The following is a 22,164-nucleotide window of genomic DNA, read 5'->3' as shown; positions in this document are numbered from 1 at the left end:
ATTAAGGAAAACCAATGAAAAAAGTAACCATTAACGACCTGATCAAGTGTAAACGTGAAGGCCGTAAATTCGCGACGTCAACAGCTTACGATGCGAGCTTTGCTCAGCTATTCGAAAGCCAAGAGATGCCTGTTCTGCTTGTCGGTGATTCACTAGGTATGGTTCTACAAGGCCATAACGACACATTGCCAGTAAGCGTTGAAGACATTGCTTACCACACTCGCTCTGTGCGTGCTGGTAGCCCTAACTGTCTTCTTATGGCTGATATGCCTTTCATGAGCTACGCGACTCCAGAGCAAGCTTGTGAGAGCGCAGCTACCTTGATGCGTGCTGGCGCGAACATGGTAAAAATCGAAGGCGGAAGCTGGTTGGTTGATACTGTGAAGATGCTAACAGAACGCGCAGTACCAGTATGTGCACACTTAGGCTTAACGCCACAATCTGTGAACATCTTTGGTGGTTACAAGATTCAAGGCCGCGATGACGACCAAGCTGATAAAATGGTTGCTGACGCACTAGCGCTACAAAACGCAGGTGCTCAAATCGTTCTACTTGAATGTGTACCAGCTTCATTGGCAAAACGAATTACAGAAGCTTGTCACGTGCCAGTTATTGGTATTGGTGCAGGTAATGTTACCGACGGTCAGATCCTGGTTATGCATGACATGTTCGGTATTTCTGCGAACTACATGCCGAAGTTCTCTAAGAACTTCCTAGCAGAAACAGGTGACATGCGCAAAGCAGTAGCTCTATACAAAGAAGAAGTAGAGAGCGCACGCTTCCCTGATGATGCTCATACAATCGCTTAGGAGTAAGTATGCAAACTTTTGCTGAAATAGCGGCTCTTCGTGAGCAGATTAAACAGTTTAAGCGTGATGGACGTACGGTTGCTTTTGTACCGACTATGGGAAACCTGCATGAAGGCCACCTTACTCTGGTAAAGAAGGCTCGTGAACTAGCAGACATCGTCGTGGTAAGCATCTTTGTTAACCCGATGCAGTTTGATCGTGCTGATGACCTGAACAACTACCCTCGCACATTAGAGGCTGATTTAAGCAAACTAACTGGCGAAGGCGTTGAACTGGTATTTACCCCAACGCCTGAAGTGATGTACCCAGATGGTCTAGACAAACAGACGTTTGTTGAAGTACCAGGGTTATCTCACATGTTGGAAGGTGCGTCTCGTCCGGGTCACTTCCGTGGCGTTGCGACGATTGTCACTAAGCTGTTTAACATCGTTCAGCCAGATTTTGCATGCTTCGGCGAGAAAGACTTCCAGCAACTTGCTGTAATTCGCCAAATGACAACTGACTTAGCGTTAGACATTGAAATTGTAGGCGTTGCGACGGTTCGTGAAATGGACGGTTTAGCGATGAGCTCTCGCAATAGCAATCTCACTATTGATGAGCGCCAACGTGCACCTGTTCTAGCACGCACTATGCGTTGGATCAGCAGTGCGATTCGCGGTGGACGTGATGACTACGCATCTGTGATTGAAGATGCGACAGACCAGCTTCGTGCAGCAGACCTACAGCCAGATGAAATCTTCATCTGTGATGCTAAGACTCTGCAAGCCATCACTTCAGAATCCACTCAAGCTGTGATTCTTATGTCGGCTTTCTTAGGTAAGACGCGTCTTATCGACAACCAAGTTCTCGACTTGGTAACGGAAACCAAAGAAGAAGTGAAAGAAGAAACCGCTGAGTAATTGCGTTCTTCTCTAGACACAAAGCAAAAGCGCAAATGAAAGAAACCAAAAAGGTCGATGTAATATCGACCTTTTTCTTTGCCTGCGATTCAGTAGGTGTTGGAGTTAACTGCGTAAGCCAATACCCTTAGTCACTAGGTAATGTGCAATGCCATACAGCACAACGATAAACACGCCTAGAACACCAAACGACGTCACAATACCCACGTCAGACACACCCAAGAAGCCATATCTAAACGCATTCACCATGTAGACAATCGGGTTCAACTTCGACACACCTTGCCAAAACTCAGGCAACAGGCTAATCGAGTAGAACACACCACCAAGATAAGTAAGCGGCGTCAGAATGAAGGTGGGGATAATTGAGATATCATCAAAAGTGCGTGCAAATACCGCGTTGATAAGGCCACCTAACGCAAATACCACTGACGTTAAGAAAACGGTCGCAATGATCACGCCCCAGTGATCAACTTGAAGATCAACGAAGAACAGAGAAACAAAGGTCACGATAGTACCGACCAATAGGCCGCGCACCACACCACCCATCACGAAACCAGCAATAATCACATAGTTCGGTACAGGCGCAACCAACAGTTCTTCAATGTTCTTTTGGAATTTGGCACTAAAAAATGATGAAGCCACATTCGAGTACGAGTTAGTGATTACCGACATCATGATCAGACCCGGCACTATGTATTCCATGTAGCTAAAGCCGTTCATTTCACCGATTCGTGCACCAATCAGGTTACCGAAGATGATGAAGTAGAGCGTCATAGTAATCGCAGGTGGAACCAGCGTTTGCACCCAAATACGAGTAAAACGGTTGATCTCTTTGGTCAGTAAGCTGCGAAAAGCAGTCCAATATAGGCTGTACATATTATTTACTCCCCTCACGCACGATGCTTACAAACAGTTCTTCTAGACGGTTGGCTTTGTTACGCATCGAGAGGACTTTCACATTCTGCTCACTCAACTGAGCAAAGATGGTGTTCAAACCTAGGTTCTTATCAATTTCGATCTCTAAAGAGCCATTCACTAAGACTTGGTTATTTACGCCTTCTAACTTAGGCTGTACAGCTCCCTCCTCAAGATCAAGGATAAAGGTTTCCGCACTTAGCTTACCTAGTAACGCCTTCATGGTGGTATTCTCAATCAACTCACCACGATTAATTATGCCGATGTTGCGACACAACATTTCCGCTTCTTCTAAGTAGTGCGTGGTCAAGATAATGGTAATGCCCTGCTTCTCATTGATCTCTTTGAGGAACTCCCACATCGAACGGCGCAATTCAATATCAACACCTGCCGTAGGTTCATCAAGGATAAGCAGCTGTGGCTCATGCATCAACGCACGCGCGATCATCAAGCGGCGTTTCATACCACCAGACAAGTTACGCGCACGTTCGCCGCGTTTTTCCCACAAATCGAGTTGAGATAGGTATTTTTTCGCTCGTTCTTTTGCCAGTGCTTTAGGTACACCGTAGTAACCCGCTTGCTGCAAAACGATCTGCTCAACCGTTTCAAATGGGTTGAAGTTAAACTCTTGAGGAACTAAGCCTAAGTTCTGCTTTGCTAGCTCAAGATCGGTATCAATGTCGTAGCCAAATACCTTAACCTTGCCAGAGGTTTTGTTTACTAATGAAGAGATAACACCAATGGTGGTGGACTTGCCCGCACCATTTGGACCAAGTAGCGCGTAAAAGTCACCTTTTGCTACCTGTAAACTGATGCCTTTAAGTGCCTCAAAGCCACCAGCATAAGTTTTTCTTAATTGCTCGATTTCTAATGCATACATAGAGATGATTGCCATTTGCTATAAATAGTGTGGTTAGCCGGACAGGATGAAGAGAACGAAACCTGAAATGAACCAGTTGAACTAGCTCAAGATAATGTACGCGGCCATTTTACACACAAGTTTATCGTTGAATGACGATGAATACAAATATCGATTAGCGGTTTCGTTATAAAACTTAAAAGAGCTAAGGCTGCATAAAGCTCTATTTCGTGTATCACAAATAAAAAAATACCGCTAAGACATTCACTTAGCGGTACTTCCCATTATTTTCAGTTCATAACCAACATTGATTACTATTGTTCAATCACAGTAAGTTAATAAGAGTATTAAACCGATTCAAATTGGTGCTCGTCTCTCTCAACGTAGCTAGTTGCAGCTGTCAGAGCTTCATAACGGAAACGATATGTGTTCGATTCCGGTACTAAATCAATTACGTGGAACTTCTCCAGCTGTTGACGCGTATTCTCGTTAGGACACAGCAAGTACACCTCACACTGTGCGTCTAGCGCATCTTTGATCGCATTCTCTAGCGCAAGACCAACCGTAACATCAATCATAGGTACATCGGTTAAGTCTAAAATCATCGCTTCGTAATCAGAAATACTCGAGTGCTGACGTGAAATTGCCTTTGAGACACTGAAGATCATCGGCCCTGATAGATAGAAGAACAACACTTTGCCATTAGCATTATCAAGCAGTTGGCGTTCACTATCAGTCAATGGAATATCGTCTTCATCGTCCCCATCACTAATGGCTTTAACTTGTCTTGCTTGCTCGCGACTTAGCCTTTCAATGATCAGAATATTCGAGATAAATACACCGAGTCCAACCGCGATGATCAGGTCAACGAATACGGTCAATAGCATTACACCGTACATCACGCCCATACCAGCATAACTGACCTTGTGTGCACGCTGAATGAAACTCCAATCAAGAATGTTGAAGCCGACGTACATCGCAATACCAGCCAGCACAGCCATAGGAATAGGCTCGGTTAATCCACCTGCAACCAATACTACAAGCGCTAATACTAGAGCTCGAATCACACCGGAAAGCGGAGAGCGCGCGCCTACCTGAATATTGGTCACGGTACCCATGGTCGCCCCTGCACCTGGCAACGCACCAAACAAGCCCGAAAGCATATTTGCAATACCTTGACCACGCAGCTCTTTATCAGAGTCATGCTCTTTACGAGTCAATGAGTCCCCAATAACAGCGGTCAAAAGCGTATCAATACAACCTAATGTACCAAGTACCAAGGCATCGATAACCATAGTCGTGAATTGTTCAGCGCTGATAGTAGGGACAACAAGAGAAGGTAGACCTGCTGGGATTTCACCAATACGGCGAATAGAATCGGTATCGAAGAAGATAACGGACAACAGAGTGACGGCCACTAACGCGACCAATTGCGCCGGTACATATTTACGATACTTAGCCGGGAAGCCAAACAGAATACCGAGTGTCAGTGCACCTAGAAATAGCTCACTCACTTTTAAGTTTGCTAGCGTATCAGGCAAAGCAGAGAGCGTGCCCATTACACCACCGGATGGAGCTGCATGTCCTAACAATGGAGACAGCTGCAAGATGATCAAAATAACGCCAATACCCGACATAAACCCGGAGATCACGCTATATGGCATCAAAGTAACGTATTTTCCTAGCTTTAACGTGCCAAGTAATATCTGAAATGCACCAGCCATCATCACGACAGTAAAGGTCATGGCCATGCCCGTTTCAGGATATTTAGCCACCATACTCGTCATTACGGCAGTCATGATCACCGTCATCGGGCCGGTAGGTTCAGAAATCAAACTGCTCGAACCACCAAACAATGCTGCAAATAGGCCAACCATAATGGCGCCCCACAAACCAGCTTCAGCACCCGCGCCAGAAGCAACACCAAATGCCAACGCTAAAGGTAGCGAGATGATGGCTGTAGTCACACCACCAAACATATCCCCTTTTAGATTGATATCCGTAAAACGACTTCCAAACAAAACACACCTTCCTGATGATGAAATGACAAACCTTATCACTTTAACAAATGTATCAAGTGTTCAGAAAGTGTTAATTCAATCACATTATTCATGTCTTATAACCGGATCATTGATAGTGAGCTAAGTTTATGATTTTCCGTACTAGAACACGTCAGATGAGTACATTTTGACGCAGTTTTTACGAGATTGAATTTGTAACATTGTGTATAGTGAAGCATCTTAATTGAGGGATGTAAGAAGCAAGATGCCAGAAATAAAACAGCTTTTTGAGAACAATTCCAAATGGTCTGAAGAAATTCGCTCTGAAAGACCTGAGTATTTTACAACGCTTGAAGAGGGTCAAAGCCCAGGTTTTCTATGGATAGGCTGTTCAGATAGCCGAGTTCCAGCCGAGCGCCTAACTGGCTTATATTCTGGAGAACTGTTTGTTCACCGAAACGTGGCCAACCAAGTGGTTCATACCGACCTAAACTGCCTATCTGTCGTTCAGTACGCAGTGGATGTACTTAAAGTGAAACACATTATTGTTTGTGGTCACTACGGTTGTGGCGGTGTTAATGCGGCAATTGATAACCCGAAACTAGGCCTTATCAACAACTGGCTACTTCACATTCGTGATAACTACCTAAAATACCGCAAAGAAATCGAAGCACTTCCACGCGAGCAGTGGGGTGATAAGCTTTGTGAGATTAACGTCGCAGAGCAAGTTTACAACCTAGGTAACTCAACCATTATGCAAAGCGCATGGGAACGCGGCCAAGAGGTTGAGATCCACGGTGTGGTTTACGGCATTGGCGATGGCAAGTTACAAGACCTTGGCGTACGTTGCTCAAGTATCGACACATTAGAGAGTAGCCACATTGAGGCATTAAATAAAATCTTAACGACGCCTCTTCTTAGTCAACAAGGCTAATTACCTCTATCAAATACAAAAAGCCCGCATCAAGCGGGCTTTTTAATGTCTTGTGTCGGCAAGTATAGTGATTACTCTTGCGGTACCACTTTACCAATGTATGGCAGGTGACGGTATTTTTGAGCGTAGTCGATACCAACACCAACAACGAACTCGTCTGGGATTTCGAAACCAATCCACTTAGTATCAACTTCAACTTCACGACGTGAAGGCTTGTCTAGTAGTGTACAGATCTCGATAGATTTAGGGCCACGTAGGCTCAAAATCTCTTTTACCTTAGTCAGTGTGTTACCAGTATCGATGATGTCTTCTACAAGCAGAACGTCTTTACCTTGGATATCGTCATCCAGGTCTTTCAAGATACGAACATCACGCGAGCTTTCCATGCTGTTGCCGTAGCTAGACGCGGTCATGAAATCTACTTGGTGAGTTAAATCGATAGCACGAGCAAGATCCGCCATAAAGACAAACGATCCACGTAATAAGCCAACCAAAACTAGATCTTCACTGCCTTTGTAGTGTTCCGTGATCTGTTTGCCTAGTTCGTTCACTCGATCCTGAACTTCCTGCTCAGAGATCATGACTTCAACTGTATGCTTCATACTGCTCTCATTTTGTTTGGTGATTGCGACAAGTGTAGACAGTTTTGCCATTAGCGCCGCTCAATTTTGTGCGTAAGTCTAGCACTGCTCAAATACCCACACCACCTTATGGTTCGAATTTACTGTCATATTATCAACGAAATGTGCACTTGTGCCTTGTCTGATAGTCGCCTTCTTTCACATCAATGTGGATCACGCTTTATGGATCAAGTTTGATGTAACTGTCTATTAAATAAGCTCAAAGGATTGACCATTGGCATATGCACCATTACACTCATCTTGGCTTAAATAATAATAAAATCATTAATATAAAAAAATCGTTGGCAAGGAAAATAAAATGGACTCAATATCTAAGAGACCTAGAACTAGGCTTTCACCTTTAAAAAGAAAACTTCAGCTGATGGAAATCGCGCTTGAAGTATTCTCTCGTCGCGGCATTGGCCGTGGTGGTCACGCTGACATTGCGGATATCGCTCAGGTATCTGTAGCAACTGTATTTAACTACTTCCCTACTCGTGAAGATCTGGTTGATGAAGTGCTAAATCATGTTGTCCGTCAATTCTCGAACTTCCTTTCAGACAATATCGATCTAGATATTCACGCAAAACAAAACCTACATAATATTGCGACTGAAATGGTGACACTAGTCGCTCAAGACAGCCACTGGTTGAACGTATGGTTCGAATGGAGCGCATCGACGCGCGATGAAGTATGGCCACTGTTCGTAACAACAAACCGCACTAACCAAATGTTGGTACAAAACATGTTTAGTAAAGCGATTGAGCGCGGCGAAGTTTGTGACGATCACGATCCTAAACATCTTGCGAATCTATTCCACGGCATCTGCTACTCGCTATTCATCCAAGCGAAACGTGTCGATACCAATGAAGAACTGTCTAAACTTACTGACAGCTACTTAAACATGTTGTGTATCTATAAGTAGATTCGAGATTCGAGATTCGAGATTCGAGATTCGAGATTCGAGATTCGAGATTCGAGATTCGAGTGAAACTATTGAAAGGGTTGGCGTTTGCGTCAATCCTTTTTTGTTACGAGCAGATAGCTATTGGTTGAAAGAGATTCCCTACTCCCTCCTTCGTCAGTCTAGGGAATGACGAATATAAAGAACCTCTGCACTTCACCGTCGAAGAAACAAATCACCTATTCAAGCCAGAGATTACCTCTTCTCTCCCTCATCAGTTTGGGGAATGGCGGGAATACTGAACTTAAGCTCTCTCACACTCAAGAATCACCAAAACACAAACTTCGACATCTCACTCCGTCATTCTCAAGAGCGAGGGACGAGCGAGTTGGGGATCTCTTGCAGAAAAATAACTCACTTATAATGACGCATAAAAAAACCGCTGACGAATCAGCGGCTTTTAAAAACATTAGCGAGTGGCTAAAGGAGAATTACTTCTTCTTTTTCACTGCTTTTTTGTTTGGAAGGTCAGTGATTGAACCTTCGAATACTTCCGCAGCTAGACCAACAGACTCGTGTAGAGTTGGGTGAGCGTGGATAGTAAGTGCGATATCTTCTGCGTCACAACCCATTTCGATTGCTAGGCCGATTTCACCAAGAAGTTCACCACCGTTAGTACCAACAACAGCACCACCGATTACGCGATGAGTCTCTTTATCGAAGATCATCTTAGTCATACCGTCTGCACAGTCAGAAGCGATTGCACGACCAGAAGCAGCCCAAGGGAAAGTAGCAACTTCGTAGTTGATGCCTTCAGCTTTCGCTTCTTTCTCAGTCTTACCTACCCAAGCAACTTCTGGCTCAGTGTACGCAATTGATGGGATTACTTTAGGGTCGAAGTAGTGCTTCTTACCAGAGATAACTTCAGCAGCTACGTGACCTTCATGCACACCTTTGTGAGCAAGCATTGGTTGACCAACAACGTCACCGATCGCGTGGATGTGAGGAACGTTTGTACGCATTTGCTTATCAACGTTGATGAAACCACGCTCGTCAACTTCGATACCTGCTTTTTCAGCGTCGATAAGTGCACCGTTTGGAACACGACCGATAGCAACAAGAACTGCATCGTAACGCTCAGCTTCAGCTGGTGCTTTCTTGCCTTCCATTGAAACGTAGATACCGTCTTCTTTCGCTTCAACTGCAGTAACTTTAGTTTCAAGCATTAGCTTGAACTTGTTCTTGATACGCTTAGTGAAAACTTTAACGATGTCTTTGTCCGCAGCAGGGATAACTTGGTCAAACATCTCAACTACGTCTACTTTAGAACCTAGAGAGTGGTAAACCGTACCCATTTCAAGACCGATGATACCACCGCCCATGATAAGTAGTTTTTCAGGAACTTCTTTCAGCTCAAGTGCATCCGTAGAATCCCAAATACGTGGGTCTTCATGTGGGATGAATGGCAGTTTAATTGGGCGAGAGCCTGCAGCGATGATTGCGTTGTCGAAGTTAACTGTTGTTGCTTCGCCTTCGCCTTCAACTAGGATGCTGTTAGGACCAGTGAACTTACCGAAACCGTTAACAACCGTTACGTTACGCATCTTAGCCATACCGCCAAGACCGCCTGTTAGTTGGTCTACGACTTTTTCTTTCCAGATGCGGATCTTGCTGATGTCCGTTTGTGGCTCGCCGAATACAACGCCGTGCTCTGCCATCGCTTTCGCTTCTTCAATTACTTTAGAAACGTGAAGAAGTGCTTTCGATGGAATACAACCAACGTTTAGACATACACCACCAAGAGTGCTGTAACGTTCAACTAGTACTGTTTCTAGACCTAAATCCGCACAACGGAATGCAGCTGAGTAACCAGCAGGACCTGAACCAAGTACAACAACTTGGGCTTTAATTTCTTTGCTCATTGTGACCTCTTGTAGTCATTATCCCTAACAGGCTGAGTAGATGTTCTTAAATTATTGGGCTTTCAAACAGCCAACATTTTACAGAGATGTTAACAGTGTGAAAGTAGCTTTAAGTTAGCCTGTGAGCTAGACAACACTTCCCTTTCGCTTTATGAGAAAAGCGGGAACTGTTCTCTAAAAAATACTTTGTATAAAGAATTAAGGTGACCCGAAAGCCACCTTAATATTTACTTTCTCAATTACAGTACTAGACGACGAATGTCAGATAGTGCGCTGTTTAGGAAAGTAATGAAGCGTGCACCTTCAGCACCATCGATCACACGGTGGTCGTATGATAGAGATAGTGGAAGTTGTAGGCGTGGTTCGAACTCTTTACCGTTCCACACTGGCTTCATTTCAGACTTAGATACACCTAGGATACCTACTTCTGGAGCGTTTACGATTGGCGTAAATGCAGTACCGCCGATACCACCAAGGCTAGAGATTGTGAAACAACCGCCTTGCATGTCAGCTGCAGTTAGCTTACCAGCACGTGCCTTCTTAGACACAACCATTAGCTCTTCAGATAGCTCGTAGATGCCTTTCTTGTTCACGTCTTTGAATACAGGAACAACTAGACCGTTTGGAGTATCTACTGCGATACCTACGTTTACGTACTTCTTAAGAATGATGCTTTCGCCATCTTCAGAAAGAGAAGAGTTAAACGCTGGGAACGCTTCTAGTGCTTTAGCAACAGCTTTCATGATGAACACAAGAGGAGTGATCTTCATGCCAGTGTCTTTCTTAGCTTCGATTGCGTTCTGCTCTTTACGGAATGCTTCTAGCTCAGTGATGTCTGCGTTATCCCACTGTGTAACGTGAGGGATCATTACCCAGTTACGGTGTAGGTTTGCACCAGAGATCTTCTTGATCTTAGAAAGCTTCTGAACTTCAGTTTCGCCGAACTTGCTGAAGTCAACTTTTGGCCATGGTAGTAGACCAAGAGCAGAGCCGTCACCGCCTTTGCCAGATGCTGCAGCACCAGACTCTAGACGCTTAAGTGCATCTTTAACGTAAGACTGAACGTCTTCTTTTAGTACACGGCTCTTACGACCAGTACCTTTAACTTTCGCTAGGTTTACACCGAACTCACGAGCTAGACGACGTACAACTGGAGACGCGTGTGCGTACTCACCGTTTTCTTGGAAGTCGTCTGTTGCTGCAGGAGCTGCTGCCGCTGGAGCTTTAGGTGCAGGTGCCGCCGCTGGAGCTGCTGCTTGTGCAGGTGCTGCAACAGGAGCAGGAGCTGCGCCTTCAACAACGAAAGTCATGATTAGAGAGCCAGTTGACACTTTGTCGCCAGCTGCAATCTTGATCTCTTTAACTGTACCAGCGAATGGTGCAGGAACTTCCATTGAAGCTTTATCGCCTTCAACAGTAATTAGAGATTGCTCTTCTTCTACTGTATCGCCAACCGCTACCATTACTTCAGTAACTTCTACTTCGTCACCGCCGATATCTGGAACGTTTACTTCTTTTTCAGCTGATGCTGCTGGAGCCGCTGCAACTGGTGCTGCCGCCGCTGGAGCAGGAGCTGCTGCAGGTGCTGAACCAGCAACTTCGAATACCATTACTAGAGAACCAGTAGAAACTGAGTCACCAGAAGCGATCTTGATTTCTTTAACGATACCAGCGAATGGGGCAGGAACTTCCATTGAAGCCTTGTCACCTTCAACAGTTAGAAGAGATTGCTCTTCTTCTACTGAATCACCGATAGCAACCATGATCTCAGTAACTTCTACTTCGTCGCCACCGATATCTGGAACGTGAACTTCTTTCAGTTCTACCGCTGCTGCCGCTGCAGGAGCTGCTACTGGAGCTGCCTCTGCTGCTGGAGCAGGTGCAGCTTCAGCTGCACCCTCGGCTTCGAAAATCATGATTAGAGAACCAGTAGAAACTGAATCGCCTTCAGCTACTTTGATTTCTTTAACGATACCTGCTTGAGACGCTGGAACTTCCATAGAAGCTTTGTCGCCTTCAACAGTGATCAGAGACTGTTCTTCTTCAACCTTGTCGCCAACGCTTACAAGAATCTCAGTAACTTCAACCTCATCCGCACCGATATCAGGTACATTAATTTCGATTGCCATTGCTTATTTACCTTCTAGTTAAGCGCTGTATTAAGCGTATTGTGGGTTTGTTTTTTCAGTGTCGATATCGAATTTAGCAATTGCTTCAACAACTACAGATTTCTCGATATCACCACGTTTAGCCAGTTCAGTTAGAGCTGCAACTACGATGTAGCCAGCGTTAACTTCGAAGTGACGACGTAGGTTTGCACGGCTGTCAGAGCGGCCGAAACCATCAGTACCAAGTACTTTGTAAGACTCGCTTGGCATGTAAGCACGTACTTGCTCAGCGTAGTTCTTCATGTAGTCAGTCACTGCGATTGCAGGTTCTTTACCAAGTACAGTTGTGATGTACGGTACTTTCTCTTCAGCTTCTGGGTGAAGCATGTTGTCACGCTCTACCGCTTGGCCGTCACGAGTTAGTTCGTTGAACGATGTTACAGAGAACACGTCAGATGCGATGCCGTACTCTTCGCTTAGAATTACTGCAGCTTTACGCGCTTCGTTCATGATAGTACCAGAGCTCATTAGTTGAACTTTGCCCTTAGCACCTTCGTGAGACTCAAGCTTGTAGATACCCTTACGGATGCCTTCTTCAGCGCCTTCTGGCATTGCTGGCATTGCGTAGTTCTCGTTCATTACTGTTAGGTAGTAGTAAACGTTCTCTTGCTCAGGACCGTACATGCGACGGATACCGTCTTGCATGATTACTGCTAGCTCGTAAGCGAATGTTGGGTCGTAAGAGATACAGTTCGGGATAGTGTTCGCTTGGATGTGCGAGTGACCATCTTCGTGCTGTAGACCTTCACCGTTCAGTGTTGTACGACCAGCTGTAGCACCTAGTAGGAAGCCACGAGCTTGTTGGTCACCTGCTAGCCATGCCATGTCGCCAATACGTTGGAAACCGAACATAGAGTAGTAGATGTAGAACGGGATCATTGGTAGGTCGTTCGTGCTGTATGAAGTTGCCGCTGCAACCCATGAAGCCATAGAACCTAGCTCATTGATACCTTCTTGAAGAACTTGGCCAGATGTAGCTTCTTTGTAGTAAGAAACGATGCCTTTATCTTCAGGTGTGTATTCTTGACCGTGTGGGTTGTAGATACCAACCTGACGGAATAGACCTTCCATACCGAATGTACGAGCTTCATCACAGATGATAGGAACGATGTTCTTACCGATGTTCTTGTCTTTCAGTAGGATGTTTAGCGTACGTACGTAAGCCATAGTCGTTGAAATTTCACGCTTCTGTGCACCTAGTAGAGGAGCAAACTCTTCTAGCTCTGGTACTTTGAATTCTTGAGTGAATTTTGGCAGACGTGCTGGCGTGTAACCTTGTAGGGCTTTACGACGAGCATGTAGGTATTCGTATTCAGCAGAACCTTCTTCCAGTTTCAAGTAAGGTAGCTCAGACACTTTCTCATCAGAAAGGATGTCTTGTAGGCCTAGACGGTCACGTAGGTATTGTACGTGAGTCATGTCCATCTTCTTAACACCGTGTGCGATGTTCTTACCTTCTGCAGCTTCACCCATGCCGTAACCTTTAACTGTCTTAGCTAGGATTACTGTTGGCTTGCCACCTGTCTCTTTTGCATTGTTGAATGCAGCGAACAGTTTAGAAGAATCGTGACCACCACGCTTCAGTTCGAAGATTTGGTCGTCAGTCATGTCTGCAACTAGTGCAGCTGTTTCTGGGTACTTACCAAAGAAGTGCTCACGTACGTATGCGCCATCTTTAGATTTGAATGTCTGGTAGTCACCATCGATAGTTTCGTTCATTAGTTGAAGAAGCTTACCAGTAGTGTCTTTAGCTAGTAGAGAATCCCAGTTGCTACCCCAGATAACTTTAACAACGTTCCAACCTGCACCTTTGAATAGGCCTTCAAGTTCTTGGATGATGCTACCGTTACCCATTACAGGGCCGTCTAGACGCTGTAGGTTACAGTTGATTAGGAAACATAGGTTGTCTAGCTTCTCACGCGCAGCGAAAGAGATAGCACCACGTGATTCTGGCTCATCCATCTCACCGTCGCCTAGGAAAGCGTATACACGTTGAGCAGAAGTATCTTTAAGACCACGGCCTTCTAGGTACTTAAGGAAACGAGCTTGGTAGATCGCAGAGATCGGACCTAGACCCATAGATACTGTAGGGAACTGCCAGAATTCAGGCATTAGTTTAGGGTGCGGGTAAGAAGGGATACCTTTACCATCAACTTCTTGACGGAAGTTATCTAGCTGCTCTTCAGTTAGACGACCTTCAACGAATGCACGAGAGTAGATACCAGGAGAGATGTGACCTTGGTAGTAAACTAGATCGCCACCGTCCGTCTCGTTTGGAGCACGGAAGAAGTGGTTGAAACAAACTTCGTAGAACGCTGCTGCTGACTGGTAAGAAGCCATGTGACCACCTAGGTCTAGGTCTTTCTTAGAAGCACGCAATACGATCATGATTGCGTTCCAGCGAATAATCGAACGAATACGACGCTCAAGAGTTACGTCACCAGGGTAAGCTGGCTCTTGCGCTGCTGGAATTGTGTTGATGTAGTTTGTGTTGATACCTGTAGCCATATCAACGCCATCTAAACGCGCTTTATCTAGAACTTGTTCTAGTAAAAACTGTGCACGTTCTACACCTTCTTCACGTACTACTGACTCAAGAGCTTCTAACCAATCTTGAGTTTCCAGAGCATCAACGTCATGCTTCATGTCAGACATGGCGATCTATCCTTTTTGTTAGTTGGATTCTACTAAACACGTAAAAAGCCGAAGTATTACGGCTATTTACCCTGTTGAATTCGACGTAGAGAACGTTCGCGGCGCGACTCTTCCTTCGTCAAATCCAGCAATGTTTCTTCGATGTAAGCTAAATGAGAGTGTGACATTTCACGCGCCTTCTCAGGCTGGCCAGAAACGATCGCATCTACGATATTAGCTCGATGTATACTCACTTTCTCCACAACGTCTTTACGACGATGCAACAGCTTTAAATTTTCCAAGACGTTTTGTTCGAGTAACGGAGCCAAGCTACGAACAATGTGCAATAACACCACATTGTGTGCTGCCTCTGTTAAAGCAATAAGGAAAGCCATCACCGCTGCAGATTCGGCTTCAATATCACCCTTATCTTGCGCGCCGTGAATTTTTTCTTGGCATGCTTGAATACGAGCAAAGTCTTCATCAGTGCCACGCAATGCCGCGAAGTAAGCCGAAATCCCTTCCATCGCATGACGCGATTCCAACAAGTCTAGTTGGGTTTCAGAATGGGATGACAACAAATTAAGCAAAGGATCTGAAAAGCTTTTCCAGATATTTTCGCTAACAAACGTACCTCCACCTTGACGGCGAGTAAGCAAGCGTTTTGCTTCTAAACGTTGTATCGCTTCTCGGATTGAAGGACGAGACACATCGAACTGTTTCGCCAGTTCGCGCTCAGGCGGCAGTTGCTGCCCTGGAGCCAGTGTTCCTTCCACAATCAACCTTTCTAACTCTTGTTCGATCACATCGGAGAGTTTTGGCTGACGAATCCTTTGATAAGCCATAGTTTGTTGTTCTTCTTTTTCTTCGCTGACAATTGGTAATACCAATTTTAAGTTGGGCAGAAATTAACATAATTAAAACGCCACTGTCCAGCGTAAAATTGACCTGCATCATAGAACGCAGTGTGAGTTAACCACGATTTAACAAATGAAATTTAAAACAGCAACCAAATTGGTCTTACCATTTACAGCGCTAATACTTTTGGGGAGTATTCGTGCTAGAAAGTTTCAGGATAAAAATGAATTGTTTCAGAAAGATTAGCCTAAGTCGGTCAAAAATCGAACCAAGCGCACATTTGGGAGGGAATTCTGTTCACAAGCTTTAATATCTAGGTGTTTGATAAGCTCGTCACACTCTCGAATTATTGACGCACACCCGCCAACCACTTTCTTTACATTGCAACAACAAAAATTCACAAGTGGTTATGCTAAGCGTTGATTAAGCAAGGCTCTGTAATTGGCAGAGCCATGAAGAACATCAGGAATTAGAAGCGTAATTTGCCTTTGAATTTTGTCCAATCAAAGACCAAACCCGGGTCTGTTTTGCGTAAAGGTGCTATGTATTGATGACCAGTGATACGTTCATTAGTGATCTGAGGAAAGCTTGATACCAGCGTTTCAGTTAGCTCAGTCAAGGCTTGATACTGCTGCTCTGTGTAGGCCACAAAGTCGCTGCCCTCTAATTCAATACCAATAGAGTAATCATTACACCTTTCACGGCCAGCAAAGCTCGATTGGCCTGCGTGCCAAGCCCTGTCAAGGAAAGAAACGAACTGCACCACTTCACCATCGCGGCGAATCAAGCAGTGAGCCGATACACCCATTTGATGAATCACTTTAAAAAACGGGTGTTCCGCTGGATCGAGATTACCCGTAAAGAACTGCTCGATATAAGGCCCACCAAATTGCCCCGGTGGCAGGCTAATATTGTGGACCACCAGCAGAGAGATATCATCGACACTCGGCCGAGCGTCAAAATACGGGGAAGGAACATGCCGAGCGTATTCGTACCATCCTTTAGAGCAGATCGTCATCTTGGTCTCGCTTTCTTTTTTGCTAGCACAGTAGATTGTGACCTTGCCCATGGAGCAGTCACGCTAGCCTCTTTAATTTGAAGTTAAGCAAGAGTATCATTCCATTCCCACTCCCTTTCAAGATTAGATTTGCGATGAAAAACACACATAACAGCCACCAACGCCTTGACTACTTAAAAGAGCAGCTGCCTCTCGAGATCACTCGTGCAGTCGCAGAAACAATCAAAGAAGATCTTGGCGGTACGTTAGATCCAGCAGCTGATATTACGGCAAGTCTAATCCCAGCTGACGCTATCAACAGCGCAACCATCATCACTCGTGAGCACGGCGTATTCTGTGGTAAAGCATGGGCTGATGAGGTGTTTAAACAGCTAGGCGGTGAAGTGACTATCGAGTGGAACGTAGAAGATGGCGATAAGGTTGAACCAAACCAAACGCTTTGTACCCTAACCGGTCCAGCGCGCGCACTATTAACTGGTGAGCGTAACGCAATGAACTTCATTCAAACGCTATCTGGCTGTGCGACAACAACCGCTATCTATGCTGACAAAATCAAACACACAGAGTGCCGTCTGCTAGATACGCGCAAAACCATCCCAGGCCTGCGTAGTGCACTAAAATACGCTGTGGCTTGTGGCGGCGGTTTCAACCACCGTATCGGTGTTTTCGATGCCTACCTAATCAAAGAAAACCACATCATCGCATGTGGTGGTATTGAAAAAGCTATCTCAACAGCAAAAGAGCTTAACCCAGGTAAGCCTGTTGAAGTGGAAACTGAGAGCCTAGAAGAGCTAGAGCAAGCTATCAACGCGGGCGCAGACATCATCATGCTAGACAACTTCACCACTGACATGATGCGTGAAGCAGTGAAGATCAACGCTGGCCGTGCTGCACTAGAAAACTCTGGTAACGTGACGTTAGACACCATCGCTGAGTTCGCTGAAACGGGTGTTGATTACATCTCAGTCGGCGCTTTAACCAAGCACTTAAAAGCAATGGACCTATCAATGAGATTCAAAGCGTAATTTACTGAATAGTAAATAGTTTCTATAAAGGCACTGTTGATAGCAGTGCCTTTTTTATTGCCTTAATTATCAGTATTTCAAACCGTTATTTAAGTTGATCGCATAAATTTGCGTGCTATATGCAACAGCTATTCAATAAATTCAAAACCACTCGCGACCATACCTGAACACCATTCCACTTCCCTATCTCGACTTCTATTCTCTCTACCATCTTGTGCTTGCACTGAAACAAACTAAACAATGGAATGAAAAGAATGAATAACAAGAACAAAAGAACGAACCAAAAAGGCTTTACGCTAATTGAATTGATGATTGTGGTGGCGGTAATCGGAGTTCTTTCCGCAATAGCTATGCCTCAATATCAAAAATATGTTGCGAAAAGCGAGGTTGCTTCAGTTTTAGCAACGCTTACTGGAGCGAAAACAAACATAGAAGCTTTTGCTGTTGAAAATGGAACATTTCCAGATGACTCTGAAACAGGTCAAACGCCAAGTGATTTAGGTGTGCCATCAATGCCTTTAGGTTCCGTTGGTTTTACCACTAGTGGTGCAACCGGAAGTATAGATTTTACCTTTGTAACCGTCGCCAGCGGAGCGAGCGCTCTTGTTGCAGGAAAAAACCTTACGCTCTCAAGAACTACAGATGGTTCATGGTCATGTAGCTCAACTGATATAACAGCAAATGATTCAATTCTTCCGAAAACCTGCACTCCGTCAGCTCCTTAAACTATATGCTCACCAACCTCCCTACAATTCTCCGTCAGGCTGATTTACTTAGCCTGACTCAAGAACAAGCAGTGGCGGAACATGTACAAGCTTCAGGTATTTCAACACCTGAAGCTTTGCTCGTCCTTGATCTCTTCACTGGTGACTCCCTAGCAAACAATATACAAGCCATCTTTGGCTTGCCGTTAGTTCAATTGAGCAACACAGATTATGAAGATTTGTGTGACCAATTAGGGCTTCGCGAGCTGATCACCAAATACCGTGCAATTCCGATTTCAGTCTCTAACTCGACGCTCACACTTGCTTCCGCCGACCCAACCGACTTACGAGCTGAAGATGATTTTCGTTTTGCTACCGGCCTGCAGATAGAACTGGCAGTCGCCAATTACTCAGAACTGGAAGGTGCGATACGCAAGCTATATGGACGCTCAATTTCAGGGCAAGACTCCAAACGCAAAGAGATCACCCAAGATGAACTGGCTAACTTGGTTGAAGTGTCTGACGACGAGCTCGCTTCGATTGAAGACCTCAGCCAAGACGACTCTCCGGTTAGCCGTTTTATCAACCAAATACTGGTCGATGCGGTACGTAAAGGCGCGTCCGATATCCATTTTGAACCTTACGAAGAGCACTACCGTGTTCGCCTGCGTTGTGACGGCATATTGGTTGAAATCCAGCAACCAGCTTCTCACTTGAGCCGACGTTTGTCTGCCCGTTTAAAAATTCTCGCCAAACTGGATATCGCCGAGCGTCGCTTACCTCAAGACGGACGAATAAAACTTCGCCTGAATGATGAGTTAGCGATAGACATGCGCGTCTCCACATTGCCAACCTTGTGGGGCGAGAAGATCGTACTGCGACTGCTTGATAGCAGCGCGGCTAATCTCGATATCGACAAGCTCGGGTACAGCGACGATCAAAAAGCCCTCTACCTGAATGCACTCAAACGCCCACAAGGAATGATCTTAATGACAGGCCCCACTGGCAGCGGAAAAACCGTCTCGCTTTATACCGGCCTTCGAGTATTGAACACTACAGAACGTAATATCTCCACCGCAGAAGATCCGGTAGAGATTAATCTGTGTGGTATCAACCAAGTGCAAGTAATGCCAAAGATTGGGTTTGGATTCGCTGAAGCCCTGCGCTCGTTTTTACGACAAGATCCGGATGTGGTGATGGTCGGTGAGATTCGAGATTTAGAAACTGCAGAGATCGCCATCAAAGCATCGCAAACCGGTCACTTGGTGCTTTCGACTCTTCATACCAACTCTGCCGCAGAAACGGTGACCCGACTCGCTCATATGGGGATTGAGCCCTTTAATCTAGCCTCATCATTGAGCTTAATCATTGCCCAACGACTGGCAAGACGCTTGTGCAATCAGTGCAAAACCGTTGACGACTCTCCAGACATCTTTCTGCGCCACTCAATCCCCAACAGCAAAATCATTTACAAGGCCAACCCACAAGGGTGTAACGAGTGCAATCAAGGTTATTCAGGACGTGTCGGTATTTATGAGGTGATGCCATTCACCGACAAACTCAAAAATAGCCTTATCAGCAAACCGAATGCACTGGAGATAGAAGACCTCGCTCGCCGAGAAGGAATGCGCACACTGCAAGAATCAGGATTAGGCAAGCTACTCGAAGGCACCACCAGCTATCAAGAACTACAACGAGTTCTGTACCTATAGTCCATTGGAGCTTCAATGATCAATAAACCTAAGCAATCACAATTAAAAAGCTACCACTGGAAAGGCATCAATAGCTCTGGCAAAAAAGTGTCAGGGCAGACCTTAGCGCTTACTGAATTAGAGGTGCGTGAAAAGCTCAAAGATCAGCATATCCAGATCAAGAAAATCAAAAAGAAAAGTATTTCGGCACTAACGCGCTTAACCCATCGAGTTAAGTCTAAGGACATCACCGTGTTGACCCGCCAGCTTGCGACCATGCTAGGAACCGGAGTCCCAATTGTGCAGGCCATTAAATTGGTCTCAGATAACCATCGCAAAGCTGAAATGAAATCTATCCTGTCACACATCTGTAAAGGTGTCGAAGCTGGTACACCTATCTCCAAAGCGATGCGAACCGCGAGTCGTCACTTTGATGACCTCTATACCGATTTAGTTGCAACGGGTGAACTCTCGGGTAACCTCGCACAAGTATTTGAACGCCTAGCGACATATCGAGAGAAGAGTGAACAGCTCAAATCTAAGGTCATTAAAGCGCTCATCTATCCTGCAATGGTGATCACTGTCGCACTGACAGTCTCTTATTTAATGCTGACCATGGTGATTCCTGAGTTTGAGTCGATGTTTTCGGGCTTTGGTGCCGACCTCCCTTGGTTTACTCAGCAAGTACTTGAGCTTTCTCATTGGATGCAGGCATACAGCTTTTACACGTTTGTAGGTGCTGGGTTGGCCGCCTTAGTAATCTATCAACTCTGTCAGCGCTCCTACTCGATTCGATTATCTACCAGCCGCTTAGGGTTAAGGTTTCCAATTCTAGGCGGTGTCATGGCCAAAGCCTCCATTGCCAAGTTCAGCCGAACACTATCAACCAGTTTCGGTTCTGGTATCCCCATTCTCATGAGCCTAAAAACCACGGCCAAAACCGCAGGCAACCTGCACTACGAATCGGCAATTATTGAAGTACATCGTGAAACCGCTGCGGGCATCCCTATGTATATTGCTATGCGCAATACCAATGCGTTCCCTGAGATGATGTTGCAGATGGTGATGATTGGCGAAGAGTCAGGAAACCTTGATGAAATGCTCAACAAAGTCGCCTCGATTTATGAGTTTGAAGTAGACAATACCGTCGACAATTTGGGCAAAATATTAGAGCCGCTGATCATTGTATTTTTAGGATCCGTCGTGGGTGGTCTTGTGGTTGCGATGTACTTACCGATCTTTAATCTTATGAGTGTGTTAGGATAGCCAAAAGCAACTAAACACCCATGAGTAGAAACCTCTACTCACCTTGATTAAGTGGTAAAGGACACTATGGAAGTATTTCACTACTATCCTTGGCTATTCCCCGTATTAGCATTCATTTTTAGTCTTCTGATTGGCAGCTTCCTTAACGTCGTCATACATCGTTTACCAATTATGATGGAACGTGAGTGGCAACAAGAGTGCTCGGAGTATTTCTCCCAATATAAAATTCCCGCGCCAGAAGGAAAATTCAACCTCAGTGTTCCTCGCTCAACCTGCCCTAAGTGCGACACTCAATTAAGAATCATCGACAATATCCCTGTGTTAAGCTGGTTATTCTTGAAGGGCAAGTGTCACAGTTGTGCTACCCCTATCAGCATTCGCTACCCTTTGGTTGAACTGCTGACTGCAATACTTTGCACAGTTGTCGCGAGTCACTTTGGTTTCAGCTTTTACGCTATTGCACTGATATTTTTTACCTTTGCATTGATTACCGCGACTTTCATCGACCTCGACACCATGCTATTGCCTGATCAAATTACCTTACCGTTAGTTTGGTCTGGTATCGCTTTAGCCCTATTTAGTATTAGCCCAGTATCGCTTCAAGACTCTGTAGTCGGCGCCATGGCTGGCTACCTCGCATTATGGTCAGTGTACTGGCTTTTTAAACTGCTGACAGGCAAAGAAGGCATGGGTTACGGTGACTTCAAGTTACTGGCCGCACTTGGTGCATGGCTTGGTTGGCAGCACCTACCAATGATCATCCTATTGTCTTCACTCGTTGGACTGGTGTTTGGGTTGATTCAGCTACGCTTGAAACAGCAAGGCATCGATAAAGCCTTTCCATTCGGCCCTTACCTTGCAATTGCCGGCTGGGTGAGTTTGATGTGGGGTAACGACATCATGGGTTGGTATTTCACTTCAGTACTAGGAATGTAACC

Annotated in this window: 18 protein-coding genes; 9 read left to right on the top strand and 9 right to left on the bottom strand. The window is 45.2% G+C overall.

Annotated elements, in window-relative coordinates:
• The first annotated feature begins 14 nt into the window (after positions 1-14).
• Together panB and panC are read left to right on the top strand one after the other, a co-directional pair.
• Complete coding sequence (panB, locus tag L0991_00525; GenBank protein ID XGB62570.1) at positions 15-809, top strand: 3-methyl-2-oxobutanoate hydroxymethyltransferase; 795 nt, start codon at positions 15-17, stop codon at positions 807-809.
• Between the two features lie 8 nt (positions 810-817).
• Entirely contained in the window at positions 818-1,708 is an 891-nt protein-coding gene (panC, locus tag L0991_00520; GenBank protein ID XGB62569.1) for a pantoate--beta-alanine ligase, read from the top strand.
• Between the two features lie 105 nt (positions 1,709-1,813).
• Here panC and L0991_00515 read toward each other — a convergent pair whose 3' ends face one another.
• The 3 genes from L0991_00515 to L0991_00505 all read right to left on the bottom strand — a co-directional run bounded on the left by L0991_00515 (position 1,814) and on the right by L0991_00505 (position 5,461).
• Complete coding sequence (locus L0991_00515) at positions 1,814-2,584, bottom strand: ABC transporter permease (protein ID XGB62568.1); 771 nt, start codon at positions 2,582-2,584, stop codon at positions 1,814-1,816.
• Position 2,585: 1 nt separating this feature from the next.
• Complete coding sequence (locus tag L0991_00510) at positions 2,586-3,503, bottom strand: ABC transporter ATP-binding protein (protein ID XGB62567.1); 918 nt, start codon at positions 3,501-3,503, stop codon at positions 2,586-2,588.
• A 326-nt stretch (positions 3,504-3,829) separates the two neighbouring features.
• Positions 3,830-5,461, bottom strand: a complete 1,632-nt coding sequence (locus L0991_00505) for a SulP family inorganic anion transporter (GenBank protein ID XGB63827.1) — start codon at positions 5,459-5,461, stop codon at positions 3,830-3,832.
• 286 nt (positions 5,462-5,747) lie between these two features.
• Between L0991_00505 and can the strand changes: the two genes are divergently transcribed.
• Complete coding sequence (gene can / locus L0991_00500) at positions 5,748-6,416, top strand: carbonate dehydratase (GenBank protein XGB62566.1); 669 nt, start codon at positions 5,748-5,750, stop codon at positions 6,414-6,416.
• 71 nt (positions 6,417-6,487) lie between these two features.
• Here the strand turns inward: can and hpt are convergent, their stop codons facing one another.
• Complete coding sequence (gene hpt, locus L0991_00495) at positions 6,488-7,018, bottom strand: hypoxanthine phosphoribosyltransferase (protein ID XGB62565.1); 531 nt, start codon at positions 7,016-7,018, stop codon at positions 6,488-6,490.
• Positions 7,019-7,355: 337 nt separating this feature from the next.
• Between hpt and L0991_00490 the strand changes: the two genes are divergently transcribed.
• Complete coding sequence (locus L0991_00490) at positions 7,356-7,961, top strand: TetR/AcrR family transcriptional regulator (GenBank protein XGB62564.1); 606 nt, start codon at positions 7,356-7,358, stop codon at positions 7,959-7,961.
• A 470-nt stretch (positions 7,962-8,431) separates the two neighbouring features.
• Here L0991_00490 and lpdA read toward each other — a convergent pair whose 3' ends face one another.
• The 5 genes from lpdA to ampD form a co-directional block, all read right to left on the bottom strand.
• Entirely contained in the window at positions 8,432-9,862 is a 1,431-nt protein-coding gene (gene lpdA, locus L0991_00485) for a dihydrolipoyl dehydrogenase (protein XGB62563.1), read from the bottom strand.
• Positions 9,863-10,101: 239 nt separating this feature from the next.
• Positions 10,102-11,991: a pyruvate dehydrogenase complex dihydrolipoyllysine-residue acetyltransferase gene (gene aceF / locus L0991_00480; protein ID XGB62562.1), complete on the bottom strand. Its 1,890-nt coding sequence runs from the start codon at positions 11,989-11,991 to the stop codon at positions 10,102-10,104.
• A 30-nt stretch (positions 11,992-12,021) separates the two neighbouring features.
• A complete protein-coding gene (gene aceE / locus L0991_00475; protein XGB62561.1) occupies positions 12,022-14,685 on the bottom strand; it encodes a pyruvate dehydrogenase (acetyl-transferring), homodimeric type in 2,664 nt (887 codons plus the stop codon).
• A 62-nt stretch (positions 14,686-14,747) separates the two neighbouring features.
• On the bottom strand, positions 14,748-15,509 hold the full coding sequence (pdhR, locus tag L0991_00470) for a pyruvate dehydrogenase complex transcriptional repressor PdhR (protein ID XGB62560.1): 762 nt from the start codon (positions 15,507-15,509) through the stop codon (positions 14,748-14,750).
• A gap of 482 nt (positions 15,510-15,991) precedes the next feature.
• Entirely contained in the window at positions 15,992-16,591 is a 600-nt protein-coding gene (gene ampD / locus L0991_00465; protein XGB62559.1) for a 1,6-anhydro-N-acetylmuramyl-L-alanine amidase AmpD, read from the bottom strand.
• A gap of 83 nt (positions 16,592-16,674) precedes the next feature.
• Between ampD and nadC the strand changes: the two genes are divergently transcribed.
• From nadC to L0991_00440, 5 genes are all read left to right on the top strand, one after another.
• The gene (gene nadC, locus L0991_00460) at positions 16,675-17,565 is read left to right on the top strand and encodes a carboxylating nicotinate-nucleotide diphosphorylase (GenBank protein ID XGB62558.1); all 891 of its coding nucleotides are present in this window, start codon (positions 16,675-16,677) and stop codon (positions 17,563-17,565) included.
• A gap of 254 nt (positions 17,566-17,819) precedes the next feature.
• Positions 17,820-18,290, top strand: coding sequence for a pilin (locus L0991_00455; GenBank protein ID XGB62557.1), 471 nt, complete (start codon positions 17,820-17,822; stop codon positions 18,288-18,290).
• Between the two features lie 5 nt (positions 18,291-18,295).
• The gene (gene pilB, locus L0991_00450; GenBank protein ID XGB62556.1) at positions 18,296-19,981 is read left to right on the top strand and encodes a type IV-A pilus assembly ATPase PilB; all 1,686 of its coding nucleotides are present in this window, start codon (positions 18,296-18,298) and stop codon (positions 19,979-19,981) included.
• Between the two features lie 15 nt (positions 19,982-19,996).
• The gene (locus L0991_00445) at positions 19,997-21,226 is read left to right on the top strand and encodes a type II secretion system F family protein (protein XGB62555.1); all 1,230 of its coding nucleotides are present in this window, start codon (positions 19,997-19,999) and stop codon (positions 21,224-21,226) included.
• 66 nt (positions 21,227-21,292) lie between these two features.
• Complete coding sequence (locus tag L0991_00440; protein XGB62554.1) at positions 21,293-22,162, top strand: A24 family peptidase; 870 nt, start codon at positions 21,293-21,295, stop codon at positions 22,160-22,162.
• The last annotated feature ends 2 nt before the right edge of the window (positions 22,163-22,164 follow it).

It is taken from the genome of Vibrio chagasii (assembly GCA_041879415.1).
In the GTDB taxonomy this organism is placed as follows: Bacteria; Pseudomonadota; Gammaproteobacteria; order Enterobacterales; family Vibrionaceae; genus Vibrio.
The sequence above is the reverse complement of the archived record's forward strand: the minus strand, read 5'-3'. Positions and strand labels throughout refer to the sequence as shown.

What these genes read in the sequence shown, in the direction of transcription:
- aceE (XGB62561.1), bottom strand. Translation starts at nt 14,685, where the DNA reads ATGTCTGACATGAAGCATGACGTTGATGCTCTGGAAACTCAAGATTGG.
- aceF (XGB62562.1), bottom strand. Translation starts at nt 11,991, where the DNA reads ATGGCAATCGAAATTAATGTACCTGATATCGGTGCGGATGAGGTTGAA.
- nadC (XGB62558.1), top strand. Translation starts at nt 16,675, where the DNA reads ATGAAAAACACACATAACAGCCACCAACGCCTTGACTACTTAAAAGAG.
- L0991_00510 (XGB62567.1), bottom strand. Translation starts at nt 3,503, where the DNA reads ATGTATGCATTAGAAATCGAGCAATTAAGAAAAACTTATGCTGGTGGC.
- panB (XGB62570.1), top strand. Translation starts at nt 15, where the DNA reads ATGAAAAAAGTAACCATTAACGACCTGATCAAGTGTAAACGTGAAGGC.
- can (XGB62566.1), top strand. Translation starts at nt 5,748, where the DNA reads ATGCCAGAAATAAAACAGCTTTTTGAGAACAATTCCAAATGGTCTGAA.
- L0991_00445 (XGB62555.1), top strand. Translation starts at nt 19,997, where the DNA reads ATGATCAATAAACCTAAGCAATCACAATTAAAAAGCTACCACTGGAAA.
- panC (XGB62569.1), top strand. Translation starts at nt 818, where the DNA reads ATGCAAACTTTTGCTGAAATAGCGGCTCTTCGTGAGCAGATTAAACAG.
- ampD (XGB62559.1), bottom strand. Translation starts at nt 16,591, where the DNA reads ATGGGCAAGGTCACAATCTACTGTGCTAGCAAAAAAGAAAGCGAGACC.
- L0991_00515 (XGB62568.1), bottom strand. Translation starts at nt 2,584, where the DNA reads ATGTACAGCCTATATTGGACTGCTTTTCGCAGCTTACTGACCAAAGAG.
- hpt (XGB62565.1), bottom strand. Translation starts at nt 7,018, where the DNA reads ATGAAGCATACAGTTGAAGTCATGATCTCTGAGCAGGAAGTTCAGGAT.
- L0991_00490 (XGB62564.1), top strand. Translation starts at nt 7,356, where the DNA reads ATGGACTCAATATCTAAGAGACCTAGAACTAGGCTTTCACCTTTAAAA.
- lpdA (XGB62563.1), bottom strand. Translation starts at nt 9,862, where the DNA reads ATGAGCAAAGAAATTAAAGCCCAAGTTGTTGTACTTGGTTCAGGTCCT.
- L0991_00505 (XGB63827.1), bottom strand. Translation starts at nt 5,461, where the DNA reads ATGTTTGGTGGTGTGACTACAGCCATCATCTCGCTACCTTTAGCGTTG.
- L0991_00440 (XGB62554.1), top strand. Translation starts at nt 21,293, where the DNA reads ATGGAAGTATTTCACTACTATCCTTGGCTATTCCCCGTATTAGCATTC.
- pdhR (XGB62560.1), bottom strand. Translation starts at nt 15,509, where the DNA reads ATGGCTTATCAAAGGATTCGTCAGCCAAAACTCTCCGATGTGATCGAA.
- L0991_00455 (XGB62557.1), top strand. Translation starts at nt 17,820, where the DNA reads ATGAATAACAAGAACAAAAGAACGAACCAAAAAGGCTTTACGCTAATT.
- pilB (XGB62556.1), top strand. Translation starts at nt 18,296, where the DNA reads ATGCTCACCAACCTCCCTACAATTCTCCGTCAGGCTGATTTACTTAGC.